A 22,478-nucleotide genomic window follows, 5' to 3' on the forward strand; every position below is an offset into this window, starting at 1 on the left:
AACTGGATAGAGCTGCCCGTTGATCTCAGCTAAGCTGTGTCTGACCCCTGGGTAGCAAGGCATTGCAGCATGCCTTTGGCTTACGCAAGAAGGCGTTAGCGCCCGATCAGGAACAGGACCGAGAGGTTTTTATCCGGGCGCCAGTTGGTCTTGGTCATCTCGAATTGGGTGGGGCCGATCTTGCGCACGCCTTCGCCGCAGAAGCTCACCAGGTCGCCGGGTGCTTCCTTGTCGACCACCAGGCGGAAGCGGCCGATCGGCTTTTTCCAATTGCCGCCGGTGACCAGCACATAATCGACCCATTGCTCGGGATAATGGCGCCCTGCCCGGCTTGCGGCGCGCAGCGTGCGCAGGAGCGGCGCGTCGACGCAGTAGCGCGCGGCGGTGTCGGCGTCGCCCTGCGCCTCACCGAGCATGGTGGCGACGGTGCCGCCGACCGAGGGGGTATAGCCATGTTCGACCACCACCGGCACGCCGGCGGGAAAGCGCTGCTGCCAATGGTAAGTGACCCGCAGCGTCCAGGCGGGTTCGCCGTCGTCGTCGATCAGCCCGAGCCGCACGGCCTCGGCGCGCTTGGCGGCGGGCAGGCGGCCGAGCGCGGCACGGGCTTCGTCGCGGTGCGGCGCGAGCGGCACATGGTTGGCGGTGAGCCAGGCCGTGCGTTCAACGTCGCCGACAAAGACGCGCTGTTCGATTTCGCTCTGCACCGGCTTGCCATCGACGCGGGTCGCGAAGCCGAGGAGATTGGCCGGCGCGTCGACCGGGATCGACACGTCCTGCATGAAGAAGCCCGGCCCGCCGATGGGGGGCATGGGGAAGGCGACGCGCAGCGTCACATCCTTGCCGCTGGTGTTGCGGAAGACATAGCGAACCTGCACCCGCGAACGGGAGAGGTGCAGATCCTCCGACTGCATTTCCACCGCATCGTTCTTGACGAGCACCAGCCCGCCGGCCGCGAGCTGGGCGGTGGTGTCATTGGCGTTCACGGCGCCAAACGGCAGCGCCAGCAGCGCACCCGCAAACAACCAGTGCCGGATCATCATGCCCCCAGGATGCGTTCGTATAAGGCGATGTATTTATCGGCCATCGCCTCAACCGAGAAGTGGTCTTCCATCCGGCGGCGGCAGGCGGCGCGGTCCACCGCCAGCGACTCGACGGCCTGCGGTGCTGCTTCGGCCGATCGTACCAGTATGCCGGTGTCGGGGGTGATGAGTTCGGGCATGCTGCCGCGACCGATGGCGATTACGGGGGTGCCGCAGGCCATCGCCTCGACCACCGACAGGCCGAAGGGTTCGTCGAAGTTGATGAGGTGGAGGAGCGCCCTTGCGCTTCCGAGCGCCTTCACCCGTGCTTCGCCGCCGACGGGGCCGTGATAGACGATGCGGTCGTTCAGATGGGGCTTTACCGCGCTCTCGAAATAGCCCTGATCCTGGATGATGCCGTAGAGGTTCAGGCGGCGGTTGGTGGCCTGGGCTACAGCAATGGCTTCGGCGGCGCCCTTGTCCGGGTGCATGCGGCCGAAGAAGAGCAGGTCTTCGCTGCCCTGCGCGTCGAAGGGAAATTCGTCCAGGCGGATGCCGTGGTGGATGGTGGCGGCGTAATGGAGGCTCGGGTGCCGGTCGGCGTCCGAGATCGCGACATAGTGCACGCGGTCCTCGAACGGCTTGTACATCGGCAGGATGCGGTCGGACGAGAAGCCATGGATGGTGGTGACCATCGGCGTGTCGACCAGAGACGCAAAGGCATGGGCGGGGAAATCGGCCTGGTTGTGGATCAGGTCGAACTCGGACGCGCGGCTGAACAGGTGGCTCAGGTGGCGATATTCCCAGACCTTCGCGTCGATGCTGGGGTCTTCCTCATAGGATGCTGGGACGACGCCGGCGAGCGTGCCGGAGGTGATCGAATCCTGCGTGGCGAACAGCGTGACGTCCAGGCCCTTGGCGACCAGCGCCTCCGTCAGCAGGCTGGTGACGAGTTCCCACGGGCCGTAATGGCGCGGCGGGGTGCGCCACGCGATGGGAGCCAGCATTGCGATCTTCATGCGAGGATAAGGCCTTCGTTGGGCAGGAGGAGCGCCGGGTCGGGGGTGCCGCCGCGGGTGGAGAGAATGGGCGTGAAGCCTTCGGCCCATTCAGGGATCGAGAAGGGTTGTGGCTGGTCGCCGAGGTTTAGGACGATCAGCAGGCGCTGGTCGCCGTGGCGGCGTTCATAAGCGAGGAGGTCGCCGCTTGCCTCGACCGGGTACCAGTCGCCGACGGCCAGCGCAGGATGCCGGCGGCGTAGCGCGAGCAGGTCGTGGTGGAGCTGCCACATCGAGCCGGGGGCATTGCGCTGCGCGGCGACATTGCGGGTCTGCCAGTCGGGGTGGAGCGGCAGCCAGGGCGTGCCGGTGGTGAAACCTGCGTTCGGGCTGTCGTCCCACGCCATTGGCGTGCGGACCGGATCCCGGCCCAGGCCAATGCCGGGCTCGCGCAGTTCGCGCGGGTCCTGGACCTGATTCGCGGGAATCGCGACGTCGGCCATGCCGATCTCGTCGCCATAATATAGCGTCGGCGTGCCGCGCAGGGTCAGCAGCAGCATCGCGGCGACGCGCGCCTGTTCGGGGCCGAAGCGGGTGGCGGCGCGGGGGCGGTCGTGGTTGCCGAGCACCCAATTGGGCCAGCCGCCCGGGGGCAGCGCGGCGTCATAGTCGGCGATGATCTTAGCCAAATCGGCTGCGTTCCAGGGGGCGTCGATCAGCTGGAAGTTGAAGGGCAGATGCACGCCCGGCGCGTCGGTGCCATAATAGCGCATGAGGCGGTCCAGCGGCAGGTAGATCTCGCCGATCAGCACGCGCGCGGGATAGGCGTCGGCAAGGGCGCGCATGCGCGCGGCGAGGGCGTGCACTTCCTCCTGGTCGGTGGAGTGCAGCTGGAGGACACTGAACATCTCGCCCATGCCGGGCTTGTAATCGGGGTTGGGCGGATTGTCGGGGAAGCCGGCGTGCTTGACCATGTGCCAGAGCACATCGATGCGGAAGCCGTCGACGCCGCGATCGAACCAGAAGCGCATCGCGTCGAACATCGCCGCCTGGACCTGCGGGTTGCGCCAGTTGAGGTCGGGCTGTTCCTTGAGGAAGGCGTGGAGATAATATTGGCCGGTGGCTTCGTCCCACTGCCAGGCCGAGCCGCCGAAATCGCTGATCCAGTTGTTGGGGGGCGAGCCGTCGGGGTTGGCGTCGCGCCAGATGTACCAGTCCCGCTTGGGGTTATCGCGCGAGCTACGGCTTTCGAGGAACCAGGGGTGCTGGTCGGAGCTGTGGTTCGGGACGAAATCGAGCAGGAGCTTGAGGCCGCGGGCGTGGGCGGCCTTTAGCAGCGCGTCGAAGCCCTCGAGGGTGCCGAAGCGCGGGTCGATGCCGGTGTAATCGGCGACATCGTAGCCGAAATCGGCCATCGGGCTGGGGAAGATGGGCGATATCCATACCGCATCCACGCCGAGTTCAACCAATGCGTCGAGGCGGGATTCGATGCCGGGCAAGTCGCCGATGCCGTCGCCGTTCGCGTCCTGGAACGAGCGTGGATAGATCTGGTAGATGACACCCGATTGCCACCAGAGCGGATCGGTCACGCGAAGCGTTCCTTGGGCGTGTGAGTGATGCGGCAGGCGAGGTCGGCTTCCCCGTGCGCCACGATGTAGTGATCGCCCGCGTCGACGATTCCCGTTGTGAAGACCACCGGAGTGGGCAGGTACATCTGGTGGGCGATGTCGGCGGTGAGTGCAGGATCGGCTTCGAACAGCGGCGCGCCGTCCTCGAGCCGCAGGATGCGGGCGGGATCGTCGCGGTCGAGCAGCGCCCAGAAGCTGCGATAGACGCCGACCAGCCCCTGCTTCTCGACACCGTGATAGAGCATCAGCCAGCCATCGTCGGTCAGGATCGGCGGGCTGCCGCCGCCGATGCGTTGGGTGCTGGTGGTGCCCTTGCGCGCGCGGATGCCGGGGGTGTCGAGCGGCTTCCAGTGGAGGCCGTCGGGCGACTGGGCCATGTTGATCGCGGGACCGCCGAGCCATTCGCTGTCCTGCGGATAGGCGAAATAGACTTCACCCAGCGGGCGGGTGAGCGCCATGTACTTATCCGCGACCTTGCCTTCGAAGAGCAGCATGTCCTTGTTCTGATGGTCGAGGACGACACCGAGCAGATCGTAGTCGAGGCCGTTCGTGGAGCGATACATCGCGGTGCAGTGGCGCTCCGCCGAGACGCCGCAGACGGTCATCCACCAGGTGTCGCCGACGCGGCTGATGCGCGCGTCCTCGACGCCATAATCGAGGAAGGAGGCGCTGGGTTCGATCGCCTTGTCATAGTGGATGCGGACGATGTCGCGGCCCTGAACGTCGAGTTCGACCGGGAGCAGCCAGGACAGCGAGGTGAGGCCGAGCAGGCGGGGGTTGCGGTCCTTCAAGGCGAACTGACGGGGATCGTCGATATGGAGCCCGTGCAGGGCATGGCGGTCGAGGACGTATCCTTCTGGCGTCCAACGGATCGCCCGGGCGCTGTCGCCTTGCACCGGATCGCGCAGCGCTTCGGCCACGCGGACCATGAGCAGCAGGTTGCCATTGGGAAGCCGGGTTAGCCCGGGATTGAAGGCGCCGAGCACATAGGTCGGCTCGGCGATCGAGCGGCGCAGCGGGGAACGGGAAAGATCGACATCGTCCGGGCGGAAGATCAGATAATCGTCGCCTGCGGGCATGCGCCCCTCCCCTTGCGTCAGCAGCCGGTGATGCGGCTATCGCCCCCTTCGAGGACGAAGCGGTTGCCACGGCGAACGTATCGCTCGGCGAACGAGTCGGTTCCTTTATAGCGGACGGTGAAATCGGAATCGCGGTGCACGTCGGTCAAGGTGCCCTCATACGCTTCACCCTTGGCCTCGGTCATCCCGCTGGTGTCAAAGGTGGTGGTGATGCTGGCGATTGGGGCCGGGCCGATCGGGCGCAGTTCGATGAGGTCGGTGAGGCCGACGGTGCAGCCCTGCCAGGTGCCGCCGCCCTCGACCACGATCACCGGCAGCCCGGTGAAGGCGCCAGAGACGGACCATCTGGTGAGATTGCCAAAGCTGCCGCTGACCGCCGCATCGGGATAGCTGTTGACCAGCGCGAAGCGGTCGCCCTCGGCACGAAGATAATAGGCCGCGATGATGCCGGGCTCGCTGTGGCCGGCATCAGGATTGTGGCCGTGGCGAAGCAGCACCGGGCCGAACGGCGTGTCGATCAGCTTGTCGTCGCCGTCGAAGCTGTAGCTGTCGAGCTTGGCGGGCACCACCGCGCGCGCAGCGGCCAGACGGGCGGGATTGTCGGCGGCAAGCGTCGGGACCGGGCTGGGCGCCGCGGCCAGGGTCGCCTTGGCCGTGGGCTGCGCCTTTTTGTGCTTGGGCGCATAGTCTTCAGGCAGCGCGTTGCAGGCCGACAAGGTCGCGAGCAGCAGCGCCGCAGCAGCGGCGGGACGCAGAGTCACGCGCCGTCCCGCAGCTGAACATGGTGGCGGATCACTTCGTCGATGATGAAGCGCAGGAACTTTTCGGAAAATTCGGGGTCGAGATCGGCGTCCTTGGCGAGCGCGCGCAGGCGGGCGATCTGGGCTTCCTCGCGGCCGGGATCGGCGGGGGGCAGGCCGGAGACGGCCTTATACTCGCCCACGGCCTGAGTGACCTTGAACCGCTCGGCGAGCAGGAAGACCAGCGCGGCATCGATATTGTCGATGCTCTGGCGATAACGGGTAAGCGTGGCGTCCGGCATATGAAAAGCCCTCCCCGGCCCCTTTCGCGTGACGCACGCTGCGGTGCAACCCCATCCACTTGCCTTTACGGCAGCAACAGGCCAGAGGCGCAGCCATGAGCGCCACCATCCATCGCCTGGGCTCACGCCCCGAGCCCTCGCTGGAGCCCCTGCTCGGCCTAGTGGCGCACGACATGAACATGGTGAACGCCGTCATTCTGGACCGGATGCGTTCGGACATTCCGCTGATCCCGGAGCTGGCCGGGCACCTGATCGCCGGGGGCGGCAAGCGGATGCGGCCGATGCTGACGCTGGCGAGCGCGCAGCTGCTGGGCTTCACCGGCACGCGCCACCATGGGCTGGCGGCAGCGGTGGAGTTCATCCACACCGCGACGTTGCTGCACGACGATGTGGTCGACAGTTCGGACCTGCGGCGCGGGCGACGGACGGCGAACATCATCTGGGGCAATCCGGCGAGCGTGCTGGTGGGCGATTTCCTGTTCTCCCGCTCGTTCGAGCTGATGGTCGAGAGCGGAAGCCTGAAAGCGCTCAAGGTGCTGAGCAATGCCAGCGCAGTGATCGCCGAGGGCGAAGTGAACCAGTTGACCGCGGTGCGCCGGCTGGACCTGTCCGAGCAGCGCTATCTCGACATCATCGGCGCGAAGACCGCGGCGCTGTTCGCCGCCGCCTGCCGGATCGCCGCGATCGTCGCCGAGCGGCCCGAGAGCGAGGAAGCGGCGCTGGACGCCTATGGCCGCAATCTGGGGATCGCGTTCCAGCTGGTCGACGACGCGATCGACTATGTCTCCGACGCGACGACCATGGGCAAGGATGCCGGCGACGATTTCCGGGAAGGCAAGATGACGCTGCCGGTCATCCTGGCCTATGCGCGCGGCGACGAAGCTGCGCGCGGCTTTTGGAAAGAAGCGATTGCGGGGCGTCGCGTGGCGGACGAGGACTTCGCCGAAGCGGTGCGGCTGGTGCAGGCAAGCCGGGCAGTGGACGACACGCTGGCGCGCGCCCGGCATTATGGTCAGCGGGCGATCGACGCGCTGGGCGGCTTCGCCAATGGCGCGGCCAAGGACGCGATGGTCGAGGCGGTCGAGTTCGCGGTGGCGCGGGCCTATTGATGCGCGGGGCGCGGCCGCCGCTGCGGGACGGGTACGACCGGATAGGGCCGGTGCATCCTTACCTGGCGTTTGCCGGCGTACTGCTGCTCGATATGGTGATCTTGCTGGTGGTGCTAGGCGCACTTTCGGCGCTGGGTGACTCAATCGAGGACGCGCTCTGGCCTGGCGGGTTTGATATGATCCGGGGGCTTTAGGCGGGTCGCCCCGGCCAAGGGGGATCACTATCGTTTCTTCGTCACCCCGCCTTGAGCCGGGGTCCCGCTGCCTCCCAGCGTCAGAAGAAGCGGGATCCCGGCTCAAGGCCAGGATGACGCGAAATGGTTTATTCGCCTTCCCGATGCCTTGCAGCTGGACCCCGGCCTTCGCCGGGGAACAGCTGCTGGCGCTGGAAGTGCCTTATTCCTTTTCTTCGGTGTCCGCGTCTTCGTCGTCGTCGACGCCGAGCATGTCCTCTTCGTCAGTATCGAGCTGTTCCTCGATCGCTTCCACGATCAGGTCGAGCTGCTCGTAGCTGGCGGTGAACTCCATCGTCTCACCATCCTCGTCCTCGAGGTGGAGGACGTAGTCGCCTTCGGCGTCGGTGGTGATGGTGAACTGTGCAAGCGTGCGTGCGGCCATGGTGTTTGCTCCTATCCTTCGATTGCGCCCAACACGGGTTCGCGCAATTGGTTGCGCACGATGCGCGAGACTCTGCCAATCCATGCCGTGTTGCCGGTGTTGCTCGACGTTCTGCGGGACGCGTCGAACGCCGTGCTGGTGGCGCCGCCCGGGGCGGGCAAGACCACGGCGGTGGCCCCTGCCCTGTTGAACGAGCCCTGGTGCACGGGCGAGGTTCTGTTGCTGTCGCCGCGGCGCCTGGCGGCGCGCGCGGCGGGCGAGCGGATGGCGGCGCTGGCCGGCGAGGCGGTCGGACGCACCTTTGGCTATGCGACGCGAATGGATGCCAAGCGATCGGCGGCGACCCGCGTGACGGTGGTGACCGAGGGCATCTTCGTGAACCGCATCCAGGCGGACCCGGAACTGGCCGGCGTGTCGGCGGTGCTGTTCGACGAAGTGCATGAGCGCAGCCTGGACAGCGACTTCGGGCTGGCGCTGGCGCTCGACGCACAAGCCGGGCTGCGGCCTGACCTGCGGCTGGTGGCGATGTCGGCGACGCTGGATGGGACGCGCTTTTCCGGGCTGATGGGCGATGCGCCGATGGTGGAAAGCGAGGGGCGGAGCTACCCGCTGACGCTGAAGCATGTCGGGCGCGCCGCCGAGGCCCGGATCGAGGATTCGGTCGCCACGGCGATCCGGGGGGCGCTGCGCGAGGAAGCGGGCGGCGTGCTGGCGTTCCTGCCGGGCGTGGCCGAGATCGAGCGGACGGCGGAGCGGCTGGAGATGCCTGCTGGCGCGGTACTGCACCGGCTGCACGGCAGCCTGGAGCCCGGCGCGCAGCGCGCGGCGATCGGGCCAGACCCGGAGGGTCGGCGAAAGGTGGTGCTGGCGACGTCGATCGCGGAGACGTCGCTGACGCTCGACGGCATCCGGGTGGTGATCGATTCGGGGCTGGCGCGGCGACCGCGCTACGACCGGGCGGCGGGGATGACGCGGCTGGTGACCGAGCGTGCAAGCCAGGCGTCGGTGACGCAGCGCGCGGGGCGTGCGGCGCGGCAAGGGCCCGGCGTCGCCTATCGTTTGTGGGAAGAGGCCGCGACGGCGGGGCTGCCGCGCTTCGACTCGCCGGAGATATTGGAAGCCGATCTGTCGGCGCTGACGCTCGACTGCGCGTTGTGGGGGGTCAGCGATCCGCGGCAGCTGGCTTGGCTCGATCCGCCGCCCGAAGCGGCGGTGGCGGAGGCGCGGGCGCGGCTGGGGGTGCTGGAGGCGCTGGACGGCGACGGGCGGCCGACCGAGCACGGCAAGGCGATCGCACGCATGCCGCTGCCCCCTCGCCTAGGGCACATGCTGGTGCGCGCGGGCGAGATGGGGCTCGCGCGGACCGCGGCGCAGGTGGCGGTGCTGCTGGGGGAGCGTGGGCTGGGCGGGAACGAGCCCGATCTGGAGCTGCGCCTGCGGCGCTGGCGCAGCGAGCGGGGGCAGCGGGCCGAGAATGCGCGGCGGCTGGCGGAGCGGTGGTCTAAACTCCCTCTCCCGTCTGAAGGGAGGACGGGGGGAAGGGGGATGGACCCGAAGCGTGCCGCCCTGCCCCTCTCCCAACCCTCTCCACAGGGGGGAGAGGGGTTTGCGGTGGCGATCTGCATTGCCCTGGCCTTTCCCGACCGCGTGGCGAAGCGGCGTGATGGATCGGGCGAGACCTGGGCCTCGGTGGGCGGACGTGGGTTCAAGCTGGATCCGACCTCGTCGCTGGCGCGGGCGGAGTGGCTGGCGGTGGCGGAGACGCAGGGCATGGCGTCAGGCGCGCGTATCCTGTCGGCGGTGGAGATCGATACTGCGCAGGTGGAGGCGCTGTTCGGAGAGCGAATCGAAACACGACGACGCGTGCGCTTCGATCCCGTGACCGGACGGACCGAGGCCGTGCGAGCGCGGCGGCTGGGGGCGATCCGGCTGTCGGGCGGTCCCGATTCGGCAGCCGATCCAGGCGAGATCGCGGCGGCATTGCTGGAGGGCGTGCGTGCGCACGGGCTGGACCTGCTGCCCTGGTCGGAGACGGCGCAGGCGCTGCGGACGCGGGCGACTTATGGCGGCTATGCCGCGCTGTCGGACGAAGCGCTGGTCGAGCGTCTGGACGAATGGCTGCCGCCGCTGCTCGCGGGCAAGCGGCGGCTGGATGCCGTGGCGGCGGAGGGACTGACCCAGGCGCTGCAGAACCTGCTCGGCTGGGAGGGGCAGCGGACGCTCGACCGCCTGGCGCCTCCTCGCTTCGAAACCCCGGCAGGATCGAGCCACGCGATTGATTATGCGGCCGAAGGCGGGCCACGAGTGGAGTTGCGGGTGCAGTCGCTGTTCGGGCTGGCCGAGCATCCGACGATCGGCGAAGGGGTGCCGCTGGTGCTCAGCCTCACATCGCCGGCCGGGCGGCCGATTCAGACGACCAAGGACTTGCCCGGCTTTTGGGCAGGGAGCTGGGCCGCGGTCGCCAAGGAGATGCGCGGGCGTTATCCGCGCCATCCCTGGCCCGACGACCCCGCCAATGCGTCGGCGACGCTGCGCACGAAAAATGCGGATGCAAGACGCGCCGCCGCGCGTTAGAGCAGGTGCGATTATCGGAGGCCTGACGTGAAGACCGCTCGTATTTTCCAGCGTCCCAAGAACTCGATGCAGTCGGGACGCTCGCGCCTGGACGTTTGGATGCTCGAAATGGAGCCGACCAAGGCCGAGGAAGCCGACCCGCTTACGGGCTGGAATGGCGGCGGTGACGTGTCCAACCAGGTCCGCATCACCTTCCCCACGCTGGAGGCGGCGAAAGCCCATGCCGAGCGCGAAGGCTATGCGTACCATGTCGTGCCGGCACCCGAGCGGAAGCTGAAGTTGCAGGCATACGCGGACAATTTCCGGTAACTCGACCCTCCTCCGCAGGGGGAGGTGGCACACGCAGGCGCGACGGCGGGTATCGCGCTATCGAGAGCGGAATACCCTCCACCACTCGCTCGCGCGAGCGGTCCCCCTCCCCCTCCGGGAGAGGTTCTAAGAACGCTTCAGCAGGTCGCTTGCGAGGAGCAGGAGCATCTTGACGTCCATGCCGAAGCCCTCGGCGCGCTTTTGCGCCACGAATGCGGTGATGTCGGCCATGGGAACGCGGTGGACGTTGATGTCCTCTTCGGCGACGCCTCCGCCTTCGCCGATCTTGGTCAGCCCGGTAGCGCGGACGAGGTAGAAGCTTTCGCTGACCATGCCGGGCGAGGCGTAGAATTCCCCCAGATTCTCGACCGCCGCGCAGGTATAGCCGGTTTCCTCCTCCAGCTCGCGGCGCGCGGCGCTTTCCACCGTGTCGGTATCGTGTTCGTCGCCGATCAGGCCAGCGGGGAGCTCCAGGCAGCGCCTGCCGAGCGGCACGCGATATTGGTCAACCAGCAGGACGTGACCGTCATCGTCAATCGCGACGATCACCGTCGCCTTGATGCCGCGCGCGCGGGAGACGAACTCCCATTTGCCCTGGCGCTTGGCCTGAATCCACTTGCCTTCCCAGGCGATTTCGATGGGCTCTTCGCTCATAGCTCGATCAATCGATCCGGCAGTTCGTTGGTGTCGCCTTCGCTGCGCGGGAAATGTTGCGTAAGAATGGCGCCAATCTGCGCCACGGCTTGCGCCATGCCGTCGCCGGGCCGGCCATCCTTTACGTCCGCGATCAGCGCCGCCATCGCGTCTCCCCACACGTCAGGGGCGACGCGCGAGTGGATGGCTTCATCGGCGATGATCTCGGCGCGGTGCTCGGCGAGGCTGAGGTAGAGGAGCACGCCGGTCGACGCCTTGGTGCGCTTTTCAGCAGCGGTGCGGAACAGCTTCATCGCGGCGCGGTGAACGCGGCGGGCCTTGGTGGCCCCGGGGGTCAGCGCCATACGCACCGGGTCGAGCGCGAGCAGGACACGCGCCACCAGGAAGGTGACCGCCATCAACAGCAGCGCGAAGGTCAAGTACCAACGCGGCGGCGTTTCCGACCACGCATCGATCAAGCGGGCGTGGAGCCACTCGACGGGCATGGGCATCCAGGCAAGCAACGCCAGGACGAGCAGCATGGCCAGCACCGTCCAGTGCAGCGCAACGTCGTGATACGCGTCCGAGCGGCCCGCGACGACCGTGACGATCTCGCCATCGGTGGCCAATTCCGCCTGGGTGACTGCGGCGGTAACGCGGTCATGATCCGCCTTGCTGAGCCGCATCGTCACCAACTCCCCGAGGCGCCGCCGCCCCCGAATGATCCACCGCCGCCGCCGAAGCCGCCGCCTCCGCCGCCGCCACCCCAGCCGCCGCCACCGCCCCAGCCGGAACCGCCGCCACGACCGCCGCGGCTCATTTCGTCGGCGATGCTCCACAGGATGATCGGCAGCGCGCCGCCGCCGTTGCCGCGATAGCGCCGGGCGCCGCCGCGGCCACGCCGACCGCCGAACAGCATCGGCAAAATGACAAAGGCAAGGATCACGCCCCAGAAGATCAGGCCGACGGGAATGCCTCCACTTTGCGCCTTGCGGGCGCGGGGCTGCGCCTTTTGCGCGGCCTGCTGCGCCCGCTGCTCGGCGGCTTCGAGCGGCAGCTTCATCTGCTCGCCGACCGCGAGCGCGCCGGCGACCACGCCGCCGCCCATGTCACCAGCCTTGAAGCGCGGAATGATCGTATCGTTGACGATCGCGCTCGACAGCGCGTCGGTCATGATCGGTTCGAGGCCATAGCCCACCTCGATCCGCACCTTGCGTTCGGTCGGCGCGACGATCAGCAGGATGCCGTTATTCGCCTCCGACTGGCCGATCTTCCAGGCGCGGCCGAGCCGATAGCCATAATCGGCAATGTCATAGCCACCCAGATCAGGAATCGTCGCGACGACGAACTGGCGGGTGGAGGCCTGCTCGACCTGCTGCGAAATCTGCGTGATCTGCGCCTCCTGCTCGGGCGAGAGCAGGTTGGCGGCGTCGACCACGCGGCCCGACAGCTTGGGAAAGCTCTGCGCCTGCGCCGCGAGCGGCAGCAGGAGCAGGCTGAGGACGAACGCTAGCGCGCGTTGGATGGTCACGCTGTTTCCCTGGATCCTGAACGGATCAGTTTGTGTTCCCGAAATCGACCGTCGGCGCCTTGTCCGCACCGGCCTGCGCCTGGAACGGCGTCATCGGCTTCGCGCCGTAGAAGATCTTGGCCCCGACCGCGTCGGGGAAGGTGCGGATGCGGGTGTTATAGGCCTGCACCGCGCCGTTATAATCGCGGATCGAGATCGCGATGCGGTTCTCGGTGCCTTCCAGCTGCGACATCAGCGTAGTGAAATTGCCCTGGCTCTGGAGCTGCGGATAGGCCTCCTGCATGCGCTGGAGCGACAGAGTCAGCCCGTTCTGCGCCTGGTTGAACGCCGACATCTTGGCCGAATCGGTCAGGTCGTCGCCGGTCACCTGGACCTGCGTCGCGCGGGCGCGGGCGCTCACCACGTCGTTGAGGATCTTGCCCTCCGAGCCGGCGGCGCCCTTCACGGTTGCGACCAGATTAGGAATCAGGTCGGCGCGGCGCTGATAATTGGTCTGGACGTCGGCCCACTTCGCCTTGGCTTCTTCCTCGGCAGTGGGAACGCTGTTGAGGCCGCAGCCCGCCAGCAAGATGGCGGGGACGAGCGCGGTCGCAGCACGAAACTTCATCGGGAATGATCCTCCAAACCCAGTTGAGGCCCTGATATGGCCGCAGGTGTCTTATACGGCAAGAACACTGGAGCCCGAAAGCGAAATCGGACATGGAACGAACCGCACGGCATTGGACGGAGAAATGGACGGCATGTGGAAGGAGTTCCGAACCTTCATCGCGCGCGGCAACGTGCTCGAGCTGGCGGTGGGCGTCATCATCGGCGCGGCGTTCAGCACGATCACCAAATCGCTGACCGACGACCTGATCATGCCGGTGGTCGGATGGCTGTTCGGCGGGTTCGATTTTTCAAGCTACTTCATCCGCCTGGGACCCATCCCGGCGAGCTATGCCGGCTCGCCGGACAATTATGCGGCGCTGAAGGCCGCGGGCGTGCCGCTGTTCGGATTCGGCCAATTCATCACAGTGGTGATCAACTTCCTGATCCTGGCCTTCATGGTGTTCCTGCTGGTGCGCGCAGTGAACCGGGCAATTCATGTGGTCGAGCATGAGAAGAAGACCGGCCAGGCGGTGCCTGCGCCCGAGCCGGAGGATGTGAAGCTGTTGCGCGAGATCCGGGACGAATTGAAGCGGCGGAACGAGGGGGCTTAGGCTGTCGCTTGCTCCGTCGTCCCGACCTTGAGCCGAAATCCCCCTTCTTCTTCTTCTATCGGGTCAAGGCGCGGGACCCCGGCTCAAGGCCGGGTTGAAGGAAAATAGCAGGCTTCCGCTTACGCCGCGGCGAGCACCGTCGCGGTGGCGTCGACCAAGCTGGTGCCGTCCAGGATGCGCGCGGTTTCGTCACGCACGCGCGACATGGCGAGGCGAATCGCGCAGGTCGCCTCATCCTTACAATCGTTGCACGGGCGATAGGCGGTGCGGCTGACGCAGGGAACCAGTGCCAGTGGCCCCTCGATCACCCGGATGATCTCGCCCAGCGAGATGAGATGCGGCGCGCGCGCAAGACGATAGCCGCCCATCTTGCCGCGAGTCGACAACAGGAAGCCGGCGTCGCGCAGATCGGCCAGAATCAATTCCAGGAACTTGCGCGGCACGTTCGCCTCCGTCGCGATGCGGTTCATCGCCGTGGGCACGGTTGCAGGCTGCCCGGCAAGGAAAAGCATCGCGCGAAGCGCGTAGCGAGAACGCTGCGTCAACATGATGCACCTCCCATGCCAATCCAAGTCAAGCGTGTGAAGTGGCATAACCGCTCACAGCTGGCCTTTTCATGAACCGATCGAGCCCCTATATGCATTCGTGCCGGGCTTGCTCGGCTATGGGGATAAACGAAGGCGTGCAATAGACGCAGCGGACCCGGGGGCGGTACCCGGCGGCTCCACCATAATCCTCGCGAAAGCGGGGCTCATGATGGGGCCGAACTAGGATCGACGTGTGTTGAAAAGCGCTATCTATCTCTCAGCGTGGGCCACTGTGACGGTCTGAAACACAAGTGCCAACGATAACGAAGCACTCGCTATTGCGGCCTAACCCCACGGCTTAACGGCCTAAGGTTAGACTAAAATGCGCGGTTGGACCGCACCGGGCAACAGAAGCGGATTCCAGCGGTTTGGGGAGCACCGGGCAACAGAAGCTCCCTACTAACTACCCAGATCAAAACTACCCAGATCAACAAGCATTCGAACCGGTCGGCTCTGCCTTCATCCTTCCTCGCTTTAGCGGGGAGTGGCGCGATTCAGCGCCACCGCGGGTTGCGTCGCTCGCGGCGGGCCCCCGCCACCAGCTTCGCTGGTCCCCCTCTCCGTGCCGGGGGGATTTATTCCGCGGCTAGCGCTTGGGCGCCTTCGTCGACGTCGGGCGCTTCCTCCGCATTCACTCCGCTCTCCAGTGCCGCCTCGTCCCGTGCGAGCGCGTCCGCATCCTCGGCATGGATGCCGAAGCGGGCGGCCACGTCGGGCGCAAAGCGGAGCAGGTCGGGCCGCAGCTTGAGCAGGCTGATGTCCTTGGACTTGCCCTCCATCATAACATCGAACTCAAGGCCCTGCGCCATCCGCATGAAGGTGGCGAATTCGAATGGGTTGGTGAAATCGGAATGACCGGTCCAGATCGGCGGACGCAGCACGGTGCGGATACGTGCCTTGGTGCCCGCCGCCGCGCGCTGCTTGTCGGTCAGCTTCTGCTTGATCTCGCGCAGCTCGGTACGCGGCGAGGAGAAGTGGATCTTGGGCCGGACGCCCTGCGGCCAGCTCGCCAGGAACCGCTCCAGCGTGTCGCGTATGTCGAGCCGTTCGGGATTGAGGCACCAGAAATGCTGATAGTCGAAGATCAGCGGGACGCCGGTGCGTTCGTGGATCCACAGCGCGTCGGCGGCGGAGAAGCGGATATCATCATTCTCGAGCACCAGCCGGCGGCGGACATGCTTGGGGCATTGCTCCCACCCTTCGATCCAGCGGGCGCGGCTCGCCTCGTGATCGCCATAGACCCCGCCGACATGAGTGACCATCACCGCCTCTGGCCCGCACTCCATGCGGTCGAGCATCTCGGCCTGGCTGGAGAGATCCCAGATGCTCTTTTCGGTCAGCTTCGGGTCGGGCGAGTTCAGCAGCACATATTGGGAGGGATGGAAGGACAAGCGCATGTCATATTCGCGCGCCTTTGCGCCGAATGCGCGAAGCTCCGCCTCGCTTTCCGCCACCTGGTTGTGGAACTGCGGCAAGTCGGGATGCGTGGCGTAGGGCGCCAGGTCCGACGACAGGCGGTACATGTCCAGCTGATGCGCGTGGAGATAGTCGAGGATTTGGCTGACATGCTCCAGCGAGCATTTAAGGTGCGGGTTCTTCTGCCAGCGGCGCGTGTCGTTGCTCTTTAGGTCGGACTTTCCCATCACCTTGACGGGAAAACCCAGACGGAGCGGGCGAGCGGGGGTCGTGGATTCAGCCATGCTCCCGAAACGCACGGTAAGCGAAGTTAGTCGCGTGCCCGCAGCCAGGAGAGTCCCGTTGCCGCGGCGATCAGCGCCACGCCTGCCCCTGCCTTGCCGCGCCGGCGCACCATCGCCAGACCAACCGTGACGAGCCCGGTGGTGACCCAGCCGATCTTTGGCAGGCCAGAAATCCGCGCCGCACGCGCAACGGCGCGCCCGGCAACAAAGCCGGTGCCCGGCTCGGGCGCCGGAGCGGCAGGGGTGCTGGGGGTGCGGGCAACCGGCCTGGTAGCGACGTTCGGCGCAGCGCCTGACGGTTCAGGGGGCTTGGGCTTGGCAGGCGCATCCTCCGCGTCACCATCCGCCGCGACATGGTCCGCCACCCAGGCCCGGCGCGTGCCCATCGGCTGTGGCGCGCCGGTGGTGGTGTCCTTGGCTGTCTGGTGCTCCAGTTCCGAATTGAGTTCGGCGCCGAAGAGCAGGACGTACGACGCCAGATACAGGAAGGTAAGCAGCGCGACCACGGCACCAAGCGAGCCATAGGTCGCGTCGAACTTGGCGATGTACCGGACATAGGCGCCGAAGCCGAGGGTGAGGCCCAGCCAGAGCAGCGCAGAGAAGATCGAGCCGGCGGAGAGCCAGGTCCACTGGGCCTTGCCGCGCGAAGGGCCGACGCGGTACAGCGCCGCGGCAGCGCCCGCCCCGGCGAGCGTCAGCAGGACATAAGTGACCACCGTGCCCAGCAACGGCAGCACCGTCGCGTCATAATGCATCCATCGGCCAAGCGCGGCGAGCGCGGTAAGTGCACTCGCGGCCAGGATCGCGGCGAGCACCGCCGCGGCGGTGATCGCCAGCGCGGTGAGATTGACCATGATGAAGCTGCGCTTCTCCTGCTCCTCATAAGCGATGTTGAGCGCGGTGATGATCGCACCGGCGCCGTTGCGCGCGCCGAAAATGGCCAGCGCCAGCGCGATCAGGATACCGAAACCCTTCTTGCCATCCGAGGACTGGACCAACTCCATCAGCTGCGCGCCGACCGTGCGGGCGACGTCGGCGGGCACCAGCGACGTCAGCGCCTGCATATCCTCAACCACCGTCTTGGGATCGGCGAAGATGCCGTAGCAGAGCAGGATGGCAGTGAGCAGCGGGACCAGCGCGAGGAACCCGTAAAAGGCCACACCCGCAGCGATCAGGCCGATATTGTCGTCGCCGGACTCGTTCCAGACGCGGACGGCAACCTGTTTCCAGCCGGCAAGCGGCATCTTCCAGGGACTCGTCGCGTCCCTTCCCTTGGCGTCCATCCTTGGCCCCCTGTTTGTTGCGGCTACACGCCGCCTTGATAGGTGAAAGCGCGCAGTGGGGCGGGACGTTCCGGAGGGGCGATAGATCCCATCCCGAAGGGCTAGTCGGAATGTCCGAGTACAATCCCTTCCTTCCGGGGGAGGACCTAAAGAAAAAGGGACCCGGTTTCCCGAGCCCCTTTTCTGTTTCCGATTGTCGGAAGCTTAGTCGTCGTTGCCGGTGAGGAACGAGGGCAGGCCGATATTCTCGCCGCCTTCTTCCTTGCCGCCTTCCGACCGCTCGCGACGCGGGCCACGATCGCCACGGCCTTCGCCGCGGGGACCACGATCACCACCTTCGCTGCGCGGGCCACGATCACCGCCGCCTTCGCGGCGTGGACCACGGTCACCGCCACGGCCGCCGTCACGACGACGGTCGCCGCCGCCGCCCGAGCGCTCGCCACGGTCGCCGCGCGGGCCACGGTCGCCGCCTTCACGCGGTTCGCGTGCCGGACGGGTGTCCTCCAGCTCTTCGCCGGTTTCCTGATCGACGACGCGCATCGACAGGCGAACCTTGCCGCGCTGGTCGATCTCGAGGACCTTGACCTTCACTTCCTGGCCTTCCGACACGACGTCGGTCGGCTTCTCGACCCGCTCGTTCTTCATTTCCGAGACGTGGACGAGACCGTCCTTGCCACCCATGAAGTTCACGAATGCGCCGAAGTCGACGATGTTGACGACCTTGCCGTTGTAGACCTTGCCGACCTCGGCCTCTTCGACCAGGCCCTTGATCCAGGCGATCGCCGCCTCGATCTGCGCGGGGTCGGAGGACGACACCTTGATCACGCCTTCGTCGTCGATGTCGACCTTGGCGCCGGTGGTGGCGACGATCTCGCGGATCACCTTGCCGCCGGTGCCGATCACTTCACGGATCTTCGACTTGTCGATCGAGAAGGTCTCGATGCGCGGCGCGTGCGCCGACAGCTCCGAGCGGGTCTCACCAAGCGCCTTGGCCATTTCGCCCAGGATGTGCGCGCGGCCTTCCTTGGCCTGATGAAGCGCGGCCTCGAAGATCTCCTTGGTGATGCCGGCGATCTTGATGTCCATCTGCATCGTGGTGATGCCTTCGGACGTGCCCGCCACCTTGAAGTCCATGTCGCCGAGATGATCCTCATCACCCAGAATGTCGGACAGGATCGCGAAATCCTTGCCCTCGAGGATCAGGCCCATCGCGATGCCGGAGACCGGGCGCTTGATCGGCACGCCGGCGTCCATGAGCGCGAGCGAACCGCCGCACACTGACGCCATCGACGACGAGCCGTTGGACTCGGTGATGTCGCTGGTCAGGCGGATCGTGTAAGGGAACTCTTCCTTGGTCGGCAGCACCGGGTGCAGCGCGCGCCATGCCAGCTTGCCGTGACCGACTTCGCGACGCCCGGGAGCGCCGAAGCGGCCGACTTCACCGACCGAGTAAGGCGGGAAGTTATAGTGCAGCATGAAGTGCTGGTACGACAGGCCGCCGAGACCGTCGATCATCTGCTCGGCGTCGCGGGTGCCCAGGGTTGCCGTGGCGATGGTCTGGGTCTCGCCGCGGGTGAACAGCGCCGAGCCGTGCGCGCGCGGCAGGAAGTGGGTCTCGGCTTCGATCTGGCGGATCTGCGTGGTGGTGCGGCCATCGATGCGCTTGCCGTCCTTGAGGATGGCGCTGCGGACGATGTTCGCTTCCAGCTTCTTTACCAGCTTGAGTGTGCCGAGATACTGCGCCGGGTCGCTTTCCTTGAGGTCGGCGAACGCTTCGCGTGCCTTGGCGCGCGCGTCGTTGAGCGCAACCTGGCGCTGCTGCTTGTCGGTCAACTTATAGGCGGCGGCAATGTCCTTGCCGATCACGCTATCGAGCTTCTTGAGCGTCGCCGACTTGTCGTCGACCTTGCTCAGCTCCCACGGATCCTTGGCAGCCTGCTCGGCGAGCTTGACGATTGCCTTGACGATCTCGCGGCAGGCGTCGTGCGCGAACAGCACGGCGCCGAGCATGATCTCTTCCGAAAGCTCCTTGGCTTCGGACTCGACCATCATCACGGCGTCGTAGGTGGCGGCGACGACGAGATCCAGTTCCCCCTCCGCAACCTGCGCGTCGGTCGGGTTGAGGACGTACTCGCCATCGACATAACCGACGCGCGCAGCGCCGATCGGGCCCATGAACGGCACGCCCGAGATGGTCAGCGCAGCCGACGCCGCGACCATCGCAAGGATGTCGGGCTCGTTCTCGCCATCATAGCTGAGAACCTGGCAGATCGCGTTGATCTCGTTGTAGAAGCCTTCCGGGAACAGCGGGCGGATCGGGCGATCGATGAGACGCGAGACCAAAGTCTCCTTCTCGGTCGCGCCGCGCTCACGCTTGAAGAAGCCGCCAGGGATGCGGCCGGCAGCGCTGAACTTTTCCTGATAGTGGACGGTCAGCGGGAAGAAGTCCTGGCCTTCCTTCACCGACTTGGCGGCGGTGACTGCGCAGAGCACCACGGTTTCGCCGAGCGTCGCGATGACGGCGCCGTCGGCCTGGCGGGCAACCTTGCCCGTTTCGAGGGTCAGCGTCTTACCGCCCCACTCGATCGATACGGTTTTCTTGTCGAACATGAGATTTCCTTCACTCCCGCTGCCCGATGCGAGCGGGGGCCTTTGATCGAGCCGATAGTGGCTCGTGGAGATCGGCCGAATTGCCGCGCTCCAATGCGCTCCCGGTGGGGAGCAATCCGGCGATAAAGCGCCGAAATGACAAAAAGGCGACCCGAGGGCCGCCTTTCTGGGTTACTTGCGAAGACCGAGCTTCGCGATGAGAGCGGTGTAGCGGCTCTGGTCCTTCTTGCGGAGGTAGTCCAGGAGGCTGCGACGCTTGTTGACCATCAGCAGCAGGCCGCGGCGCGAATGGTTGTCCTTCGCGTGGGTCTTGAAGTGCTCGGTCAGGTTGACGATGCGCTCGGTGAGGATCGCGATCTGAACTTCGGGGCTGCCGGTGTCGCCGCTTTCGCGGGCGTGCTCGGTGATGAGCGCTTCCTTGCGCTCTGCCGTGATCGTCATGTGTCTTTCCTTCGACATCGCTTCTTACAGGTTGAACCCGCGGACGACCCGGACTTCCCCGGATTGGACCTCTACCAGCGCCACCGGGGTTTCCCCTGCGAGCGCGAAATACTGGCCTTCGTCAGCGTGTATCCCGGCCAGAACCCGCCCCTGTCGGAGCAGCCCTGCCTGGTCGGGGGTGAGGGATAGAGCCGGGATGTCGTCCAGCCCCGCCCTCAGCGGCAGGAGTATGCGTTCAAGCTGCCGGGCCTTACCGGCATCGGCCAGATTGTCCAGTGAAATCGCGGATTCGAGGGTGAAGGGACCGGCCTTGGTGCGGCGTAACATGGTAACGTGGCCGACCGTGCCGAGCGCCAGCGCGATGTCGCGCGCGAGGCTGCGGATGTATGTGCCCTTGGAAACATGGGCAGTGAGGGTGATTTCTCCTAAATCCTCCCCGAGCTCGTCTCGAGGGGGACCGCCGGCCGCAGGCCGGGGGTGGAGGGACGGCTGCGGTGGAACACCGCCGTCTTCGCCGGCGACCCCTCCACCATCGCTGCGCGATGCCCCCCCTCCCCGCGCTAGCTCGGGGAGGATCTTTAGGGAGTACACCGTCACGCTGCGGCTCTTGAGGACTACCTCCTCTCCTGCCCTCGCGAGGTCGTACGCGCGCTCGCCATCCACCTTCAGCGCCGAATAGGCGGGCGGCACCTGCTCGATCGCGCCGGTGAAGCGCGGCAGTACGGCTTCTACTTGTGCGAGCGTAGGCCGCACCTGGGACGCGGCGATCTCCACGCCCTCCAGGTCGAGCGTGTCGGTCTGCATTCCGAAGCGGACCGTGAAGGCATACACCTTGTCGCTGTCGAGCATGCGCCCGGCGAGCTTGGTCGCCTCGCCGATCGCGACCGGCAGCACGCCGGTGGCCAGCGGGTCGAGCGTACCGCCATGGCCGACCTTGAACTTGCCATAGCCGCCGTCGCGCAGCGCGCGCTTGACCGCGCTAACGCCCTGAGTCGAGCCGAGCCCGAGCGGCTTATCGAGAAGGATCCATCCGTGCATCGAGTGGCGCCTATCGAAGCAGACGCGCGGGCGCTACCGCGACGTGCGGCCCATGCGCTGCATGAAATGCTGGCGGCACAAAGCGACATAACGTTCGTTGCCGCCAATCTGCTTCTGCTCGCCCTGGCGAATGGCGCGGCCATAATCGTCGACGCGCAGGTTCATCGTCGCCTTGCGCCCGCACTCGCACACCGACTTGATCTCGATAAGCGCGTCGGCAAGCGCGAGCAGCTCGGCCGAACCGGGAAACAACGCGCCTTGAAAGTCGGTGCGCAGGCCATAAGCGAGCACCGGAATGTCGTCCTCATCGCACAAAGCCGCAAGCTGGTGCACCTGCTGTGGGCTGAGGAACTGCGCCTCATCCACCAGCACGCAGGCGAGCGGGGCCTCGAAATGCGCGTCCTGGGCGATGCTTTGCAGATCGGTTTCGCCATCGAACGGCACCGCCGCCGCGCGGATACCCAGGCGCGAATCGATCACGCCCTTGCCGCCCCGATCGTGCACGCCCGCAGTGAACAGCAACGTGTGCATGCCGCGCTCGCGATAGTTGAAGTCGGCCTGGAGCAGCGTGGTTGATTTGCCCGCGTTCATCGAGGCGTAGTAGAAATACAGCTTGGCCATGCGATGCCCCCGGCGCAGCGTTGCCGCCGTCAGTCCTGCGCGTCCTCACCCAGGTCGCGTGCAACCTTGGGATCGCGCAGCAGCTGGTCGATATGGCTGCCCTCGTCGAAGCTCTCATCGGCAAGGAACTTGAGCTTGGCCGCGTACTTCATCTTCACGCGGTGCGCGACTTCGCGCTGGAGATAGGCGGTGTTGGTGCGCAGCGCTTTGAGCACCGCGTCCTCGTCACGCCCAAGCAGCGGCTTCACGAACACGGTGGCGTGGCGCAAATCGGGCGACATGCGCACTTCGGTGATCGACACCATGTGCTTGGCGAGCGTTTCGTCATGCACGTCGCCGCGCTGGAGAATTTCCGAGAGCACGTGACGCATCTGTTCACCCACCTTGAGCAGGCGGACGGAACGGTTTTCGGGAGTTTCGGCGTGTTTCATGTCAACCTCGGCTCCCTCTCCCGCA

At 66.3% G+C, this 22,478-nt stretch carries 24 protein-coding genes and 1 other RNA gene; 6 read left to right on the forward strand and 19 right to left on the reverse strand.

Features of this window, described 5'->3' with window-relative positions:
- Positions 1–95: 95 nt before the first annotated feature.
- From FHT02_RS14130 to FHT02_RS14155, 6 genes are read right to left on the reverse strand one after another with little or no spacing between them, the layout of a single operon-like run.
- Positions 96–1,040, reverse strand: a complete 945-nt coding sequence (locus FHT02_RS14130) for a DUF4424 domain-containing protein (protein WP_184088822.1) — start codon at positions 1,038–1,040, stop codon at positions 96–98.
- On the reverse strand, positions 1,040–2,041 hold the full coding sequence (locus FHT02_RS14135; protein WP_184088825.1) for a glycosyltransferase family 4 protein: 1,002 nt from the start codon (positions 2,039–2,041) through the stop codon (positions 1,040–1,042). The genes FHT02_RS14130 and FHT02_RS14135 overlap by 1 nt, the downstream gene beginning before the upstream one ends.
- Entirely contained in the window at positions 2,038–3,609 is a 1,572-nt protein-coding gene (locus tag FHT02_RS14140) for an alpha-amylase family glycosyl hydrolase (protein ID WP_184088828.1), read from the reverse strand. The genes FHT02_RS14135 and FHT02_RS14140 overlap by 4 nt, the downstream gene beginning before the upstream one ends.
- A complete protein-coding gene (locus FHT02_RS14145; protein WP_184088831.1) occupies positions 3,606–4,727 on the reverse strand; it encodes a glycoside hydrolase family 130 protein in 1,122 nt (373 codons plus the stop codon). Before FHT02_RS14145 ends, FHT02_RS14140 begins: the two co-directional genes overlap by 4 nt.
- Positions 4,728–4,744: 17 nt before the next feature.
- Positions 4,745–5,488 carry a hypothetical protein gene (locus FHT02_RS14150; protein WP_184088834.1) on the reverse strand — a complete coding sequence of 248 codons (744 nt, stop codon included), beginning with the start codon at positions 5,486–5,488 and terminating at the stop codon, positions 4,745–4,747.
- Complete coding sequence (locus tag FHT02_RS14155; protein WP_184088837.1) at positions 5,485–5,769, reverse strand: chorismate mutase; 285 nt, start codon at positions 5,767–5,769, stop codon at positions 5,485–5,487. The genes FHT02_RS14150 and FHT02_RS14155 overlap by 4 nt, the downstream gene beginning before the upstream one ends.
- Positions 5,770–5,864: 95 nt before the next feature.
- Here FHT02_RS14155 and FHT02_RS14160 point away from each other — a divergent pair, with 95 nt between their 5' ends.
- Both FHT02_RS14160 and FHT02_RS14165 read left to right on the forward strand, forming a co-directional pair.
- Positions 5,865–6,878 (forward strand): polyprenyl synthetase family protein, encoded by a 1,014-nt coding sequence (locus FHT02_RS14160; protein ID WP_184088840.1) that lies wholly within the window; start codon positions 5,865–5,867, stop codon positions 6,876–6,878.
- A gap of 50 nt (positions 6,879–6,928) precedes the next feature.
- Positions 6,929–7,072 carry a hypothetical protein gene (locus FHT02_RS14165; RefSeq protein WP_184088843.1) on the forward strand — a complete coding sequence of 48 codons (144 nt, stop codon included), beginning with the start codon at positions 6,929–6,931 and terminating at the stop codon, positions 7,070–7,072.
- A 202-nt stretch (positions 7,073–7,274) separates the two neighbouring features.
- On the opposite strand, the gene FHT02_RS14170 is transcribed toward FHT02_RS14165, so the two are convergent.
- Positions 7,275–7,496, reverse strand: coding sequence for a hypothetical protein (locus tag FHT02_RS14170; protein ID WP_184088844.1), 222 nt, complete (start codon positions 7,494–7,496; stop codon positions 7,275–7,277).
- A 60-nt stretch (positions 7,497–7,556) separates the two neighbouring features.
- Between FHT02_RS14170 and hrpB the strand changes: the two genes are divergently transcribed.
- Together hrpB and FHT02_RS14180 are read left to right on the forward strand one after the other, a co-directional pair.
- A complete protein-coding gene (gene hrpB, locus FHT02_RS14175) occupies positions 7,557–10,070 on the forward strand; it encodes an ATP-dependent helicase HrpB (RefSeq protein WP_184088845.1) in 2,514 nt (837 codons plus the stop codon).
- Positions 10,071–10,097: 27 nt separating this feature from the next.
- Complete coding sequence (locus FHT02_RS14180) at positions 10,098–10,379, forward strand: NADH dehydrogenase ubiquinone Fe-S protein 4 (protein ID WP_184088846.1); 282 nt, start codon at positions 10,098–10,100, stop codon at positions 10,377–10,379.
- A 126-nt stretch (positions 10,380–10,505) separates the two neighbouring features.
- Here FHT02_RS14180 and FHT02_RS14185 read toward each other — a convergent pair whose 3' ends face one another.
- Genes FHT02_RS14185 through FHT02_RS14200 form a run of 4 tightly spaced genes read right to left on the reverse strand, consistent with a single transcriptional unit; the run spans position 10,506 to position 13,150 of the window.
- Positions 10,506–11,033 carry an NUDIX hydrolase gene (locus tag FHT02_RS14185; protein WP_184088847.1) on the reverse strand — a complete coding sequence of 176 codons (528 nt, stop codon included), beginning with the start codon at positions 11,031–11,033 and terminating at the stop codon, positions 10,506–10,508.
- Complete coding sequence (locus FHT02_RS14190; protein WP_184088850.1) at positions 11,030–11,698, reverse strand: TPM domain-containing protein; 669 nt, start codon at positions 11,696–11,698, stop codon at positions 11,030–11,032. Before FHT02_RS14190 ends, FHT02_RS14185 begins: the two co-directional genes overlap by 4 nt.
- A gap of 2 nt (positions 11,699–11,700) precedes the next feature.
- A complete protein-coding gene (locus FHT02_RS14195) occupies positions 11,701–12,537 on the reverse strand; it encodes a TPM domain-containing protein (protein ID WP_184089161.1) in 837 nt (278 codons plus the stop codon).
- A 31-nt stretch (positions 12,538–12,568) separates the two neighbouring features.
- Entirely contained in the window at positions 12,569–13,150 is a 582-nt protein-coding gene (locus tag FHT02_RS14200) for a LemA family protein (RefSeq protein WP_184088852.1), read from the reverse strand.
- Positions 13,151–13,283: 133 nt separating this feature from the next.
- On the opposite strand from FHT02_RS14200, the gene mscL reads away from it, so the two are divergent.
- Positions 13,284–13,742 (forward strand): large conductance mechanosensitive channel protein MscL, encoded by a 459-nt coding sequence (gene mscL, locus FHT02_RS14205; protein WP_184089164.1) that lies wholly within the window; start codon positions 13,284–13,286, stop codon positions 13,740–13,742.
- Between the two features lie 119 nt (positions 13,743–13,861).
- On the opposite strand, the gene FHT02_RS14210 is transcribed toward mscL, so the two are convergent.
- Entirely contained in the window at positions 13,862–14,290 is a 429-nt protein-coding gene (locus tag FHT02_RS14210) for an RrF2 family transcriptional regulator (protein WP_184088854.1), read from the reverse strand.
- 59 nt (positions 14,291–14,349) lie between these two features.
- Here FHT02_RS14210 and ssrA point away from each other — a divergent pair.
- Positions 14,350–14,691: a transfer-messenger RNA gene (gene ssrA, locus FHT02_RS14215) on the forward strand.
- A gap of 213 nt (positions 14,692–14,904) precedes the next feature.
- On the opposite strand, the gene uvsE is transcribed toward ssrA, so the two are convergent.
- The 7 genes from uvsE to rbfA form a co-directional block, all read right to left on the reverse strand.
- Complete coding sequence (gene uvsE, locus FHT02_RS14220) at positions 14,905–16,029, reverse strand: UV DNA damage repair endonuclease UvsE (RefSeq protein ID WP_184088856.1); 1,125 nt, start codon at positions 16,027–16,029, stop codon at positions 14,905–14,907.
- Between the two features lie 26 nt (positions 16,030–16,055).
- Complete coding sequence (locus tag FHT02_RS14225; RefSeq protein WP_184088859.1) at positions 16,056–17,312, reverse strand: YihY/virulence factor BrkB family protein; 1,257 nt, start codon at positions 17,310–17,312, stop codon at positions 16,056–16,058.
- A 204-nt stretch (positions 17,313–17,516) separates the two neighbouring features.
- Positions 17,517–19,922 carry a polyribonucleotide nucleotidyltransferase gene (gene pnp / locus FHT02_RS14230; RefSeq protein ID WP_184088862.1) on the reverse strand — a complete coding sequence of 802 codons (2,406 nt, stop codon included), beginning with the start codon at positions 19,920–19,922 and terminating at the stop codon, positions 17,517–17,519.
- Positions 19,923–20,093: 171 nt separating this feature from the next.
- Positions 20,094–20,363, reverse strand: a complete 270-nt coding sequence (rpsO, locus tag FHT02_RS14235) for a 30S ribosomal protein S15 (protein ID WP_184088877.1) — start codon at positions 20,361–20,363, stop codon at positions 20,094–20,096.
- Positions 20,364–20,387: 24 nt separating this feature from the next.
- A complete protein-coding gene (gene truB / locus FHT02_RS14240; RefSeq protein WP_184088880.1) occupies positions 20,388–21,401 on the reverse strand; it encodes a tRNA pseudouridine(55) synthase TruB in 1,014 nt (337 codons plus the stop codon).
- 33 nt (positions 21,402–21,434) lie between these two features.
- On the reverse strand, positions 21,435–22,022 hold the full coding sequence (locus FHT02_RS14245; RefSeq protein ID WP_184088883.1) for a thymidine kinase: 588 nt from the start codon (positions 22,020–22,022) through the stop codon (positions 21,435–21,437).
- A 29-nt stretch (positions 22,023–22,051) separates the two neighbouring features.
- Complete coding sequence (rbfA, locus tag FHT02_RS14250; RefSeq protein ID WP_184088886.1) at positions 22,052–22,453, reverse strand: 30S ribosome-binding factor RbfA; 402 nt, start codon at positions 22,451–22,453, stop codon at positions 22,052–22,054.
- Positions 22,454–22,478: the final 25 nt, after the last annotated feature.

The organism is Sphingomonas xinjiangensis (genome assembly GCF_014199255.1).
In the GTDB taxonomy this organism is placed as follows: domain Bacteria; phylum Pseudomonadota; class Alphaproteobacteria; order Sphingomonadales; family Sphingomonadaceae; genus Sphingomonas; species Sphingomonas xinjiangensis.

Coding starts and splice junctions, on each gene's coding strand:
- FHT02_RS14130 (WP_184088822.1), bottom strand. CDS start 1,040: ATGATCCGGCACTGGTTGTTTGCGGGTGCGCTGCTGGCGCTGCCGTTT.
- FHT02_RS14135 (WP_184088825.1), bottom strand. CDS start 2,041: ATGAAGATCGCAATGCTGGCTCCCATCGCGTGGCGCACCCCGCCGCGC.
- FHT02_RS14145 (WP_184088831.1), bottom strand. CDS start 4,727: ATGCCCGCAGGCGACGATTATCTGATCTTCCGCCCGGACGATGTCGAT.
- FHT02_RS14155 (WP_184088837.1), bottom strand. CDS start 5,769: ATGCCGGACGCCACGCTTACCCGTTATCGCCAGAGCATCGACAATATC.
- FHT02_RS14160 (WP_184088840.1), top strand. CDS start 5,865: ATGAGCGCCACCATCCATCGCCTGGGCTCACGCCCCGAGCCCTCGCTG.
- FHT02_RS14170 (WP_184088844.1), bottom strand. CDS start 7,496: ATGGCCGCACGCACGCTTGCACAGTTCACCATCACCACCGACGCCGAA.
- hrpB (WP_184088845.1), top strand. CDS start 7,557: ATGCGCGAGACTCTGCCAATCCATGCCGTGTTGCCGGTGTTGCTCGAC.
- FHT02_RS14185 (WP_184088847.1), bottom strand. CDS start 11,033: ATGAGCGAAGAGCCCATCGAAATCGCCTGGGAAGGCAAGTGGATTCAG.
- FHT02_RS14190 (WP_184088850.1), bottom strand. CDS start 11,698: ATGCGGCTCAGCAAGGCGGATCATGACCGCGTTACCGCCGCAGTCACC.
- FHT02_RS14200 (WP_184088852.1), bottom strand. CDS start 13,150: ATGAAGTTTCGTGCTGCGACCGCGCTCGTCCCCGCCATCTTGCTGGCG.
- mscL (WP_184089164.1), top strand. CDS start 13,284: ATGTGGAAGGAGTTCCGAACCTTCATCGCGCGCGGCAACGTGCTCGAG.
- FHT02_RS14210 (WP_184088854.1), bottom strand. CDS start 14,290: ATGTTGACGCAGCGTTCTCGCTACGCGCTTCGCGCGATGCTTTTCCTT.
- uvsE (WP_184088856.1), bottom strand. CDS start 16,029: ATGGCTGAATCCACGACCCCCGCTCGCCCGCTCCGTCTGGGTTTTCCC.
- FHT02_RS14225 (WP_184088859.1), bottom strand. CDS start 17,312: ATGGACGCCAAGGGAAGGGACGCGACGAGTCCCTGGAAGATGCCGCTT.
- pnp (WP_184088862.1), bottom strand. CDS start 19,922: ATGTTCGACAAGAAAACCGTATCGATCGAGTGGGGCGGTAAGACGCTG.
- rpsO (WP_184088877.1), bottom strand. CDS start 20,363: ATGACGATCACGGCAGAGCGCAAGGAAGCGCTCATCACCGAGCACGCC.
- truB (WP_184088880.1), bottom strand. CDS start 21,401: ATGCACGGATGGATCCTTCTCGATAAGCCGCTCGGGCTCGGCTCGACT.
- FHT02_RS14245 (WP_184088883.1), bottom strand. CDS start 22,022: ATGGCCAAGCTGTATTTCTACTACGCCTCGATGAACGCGGGCAAATCA.
- rbfA (WP_184088886.1), bottom strand. CDS start 22,453: ATGAAACACGCCGAAACTCCCGAAAACCGTTCCGTCCGCCTGCTCAAG.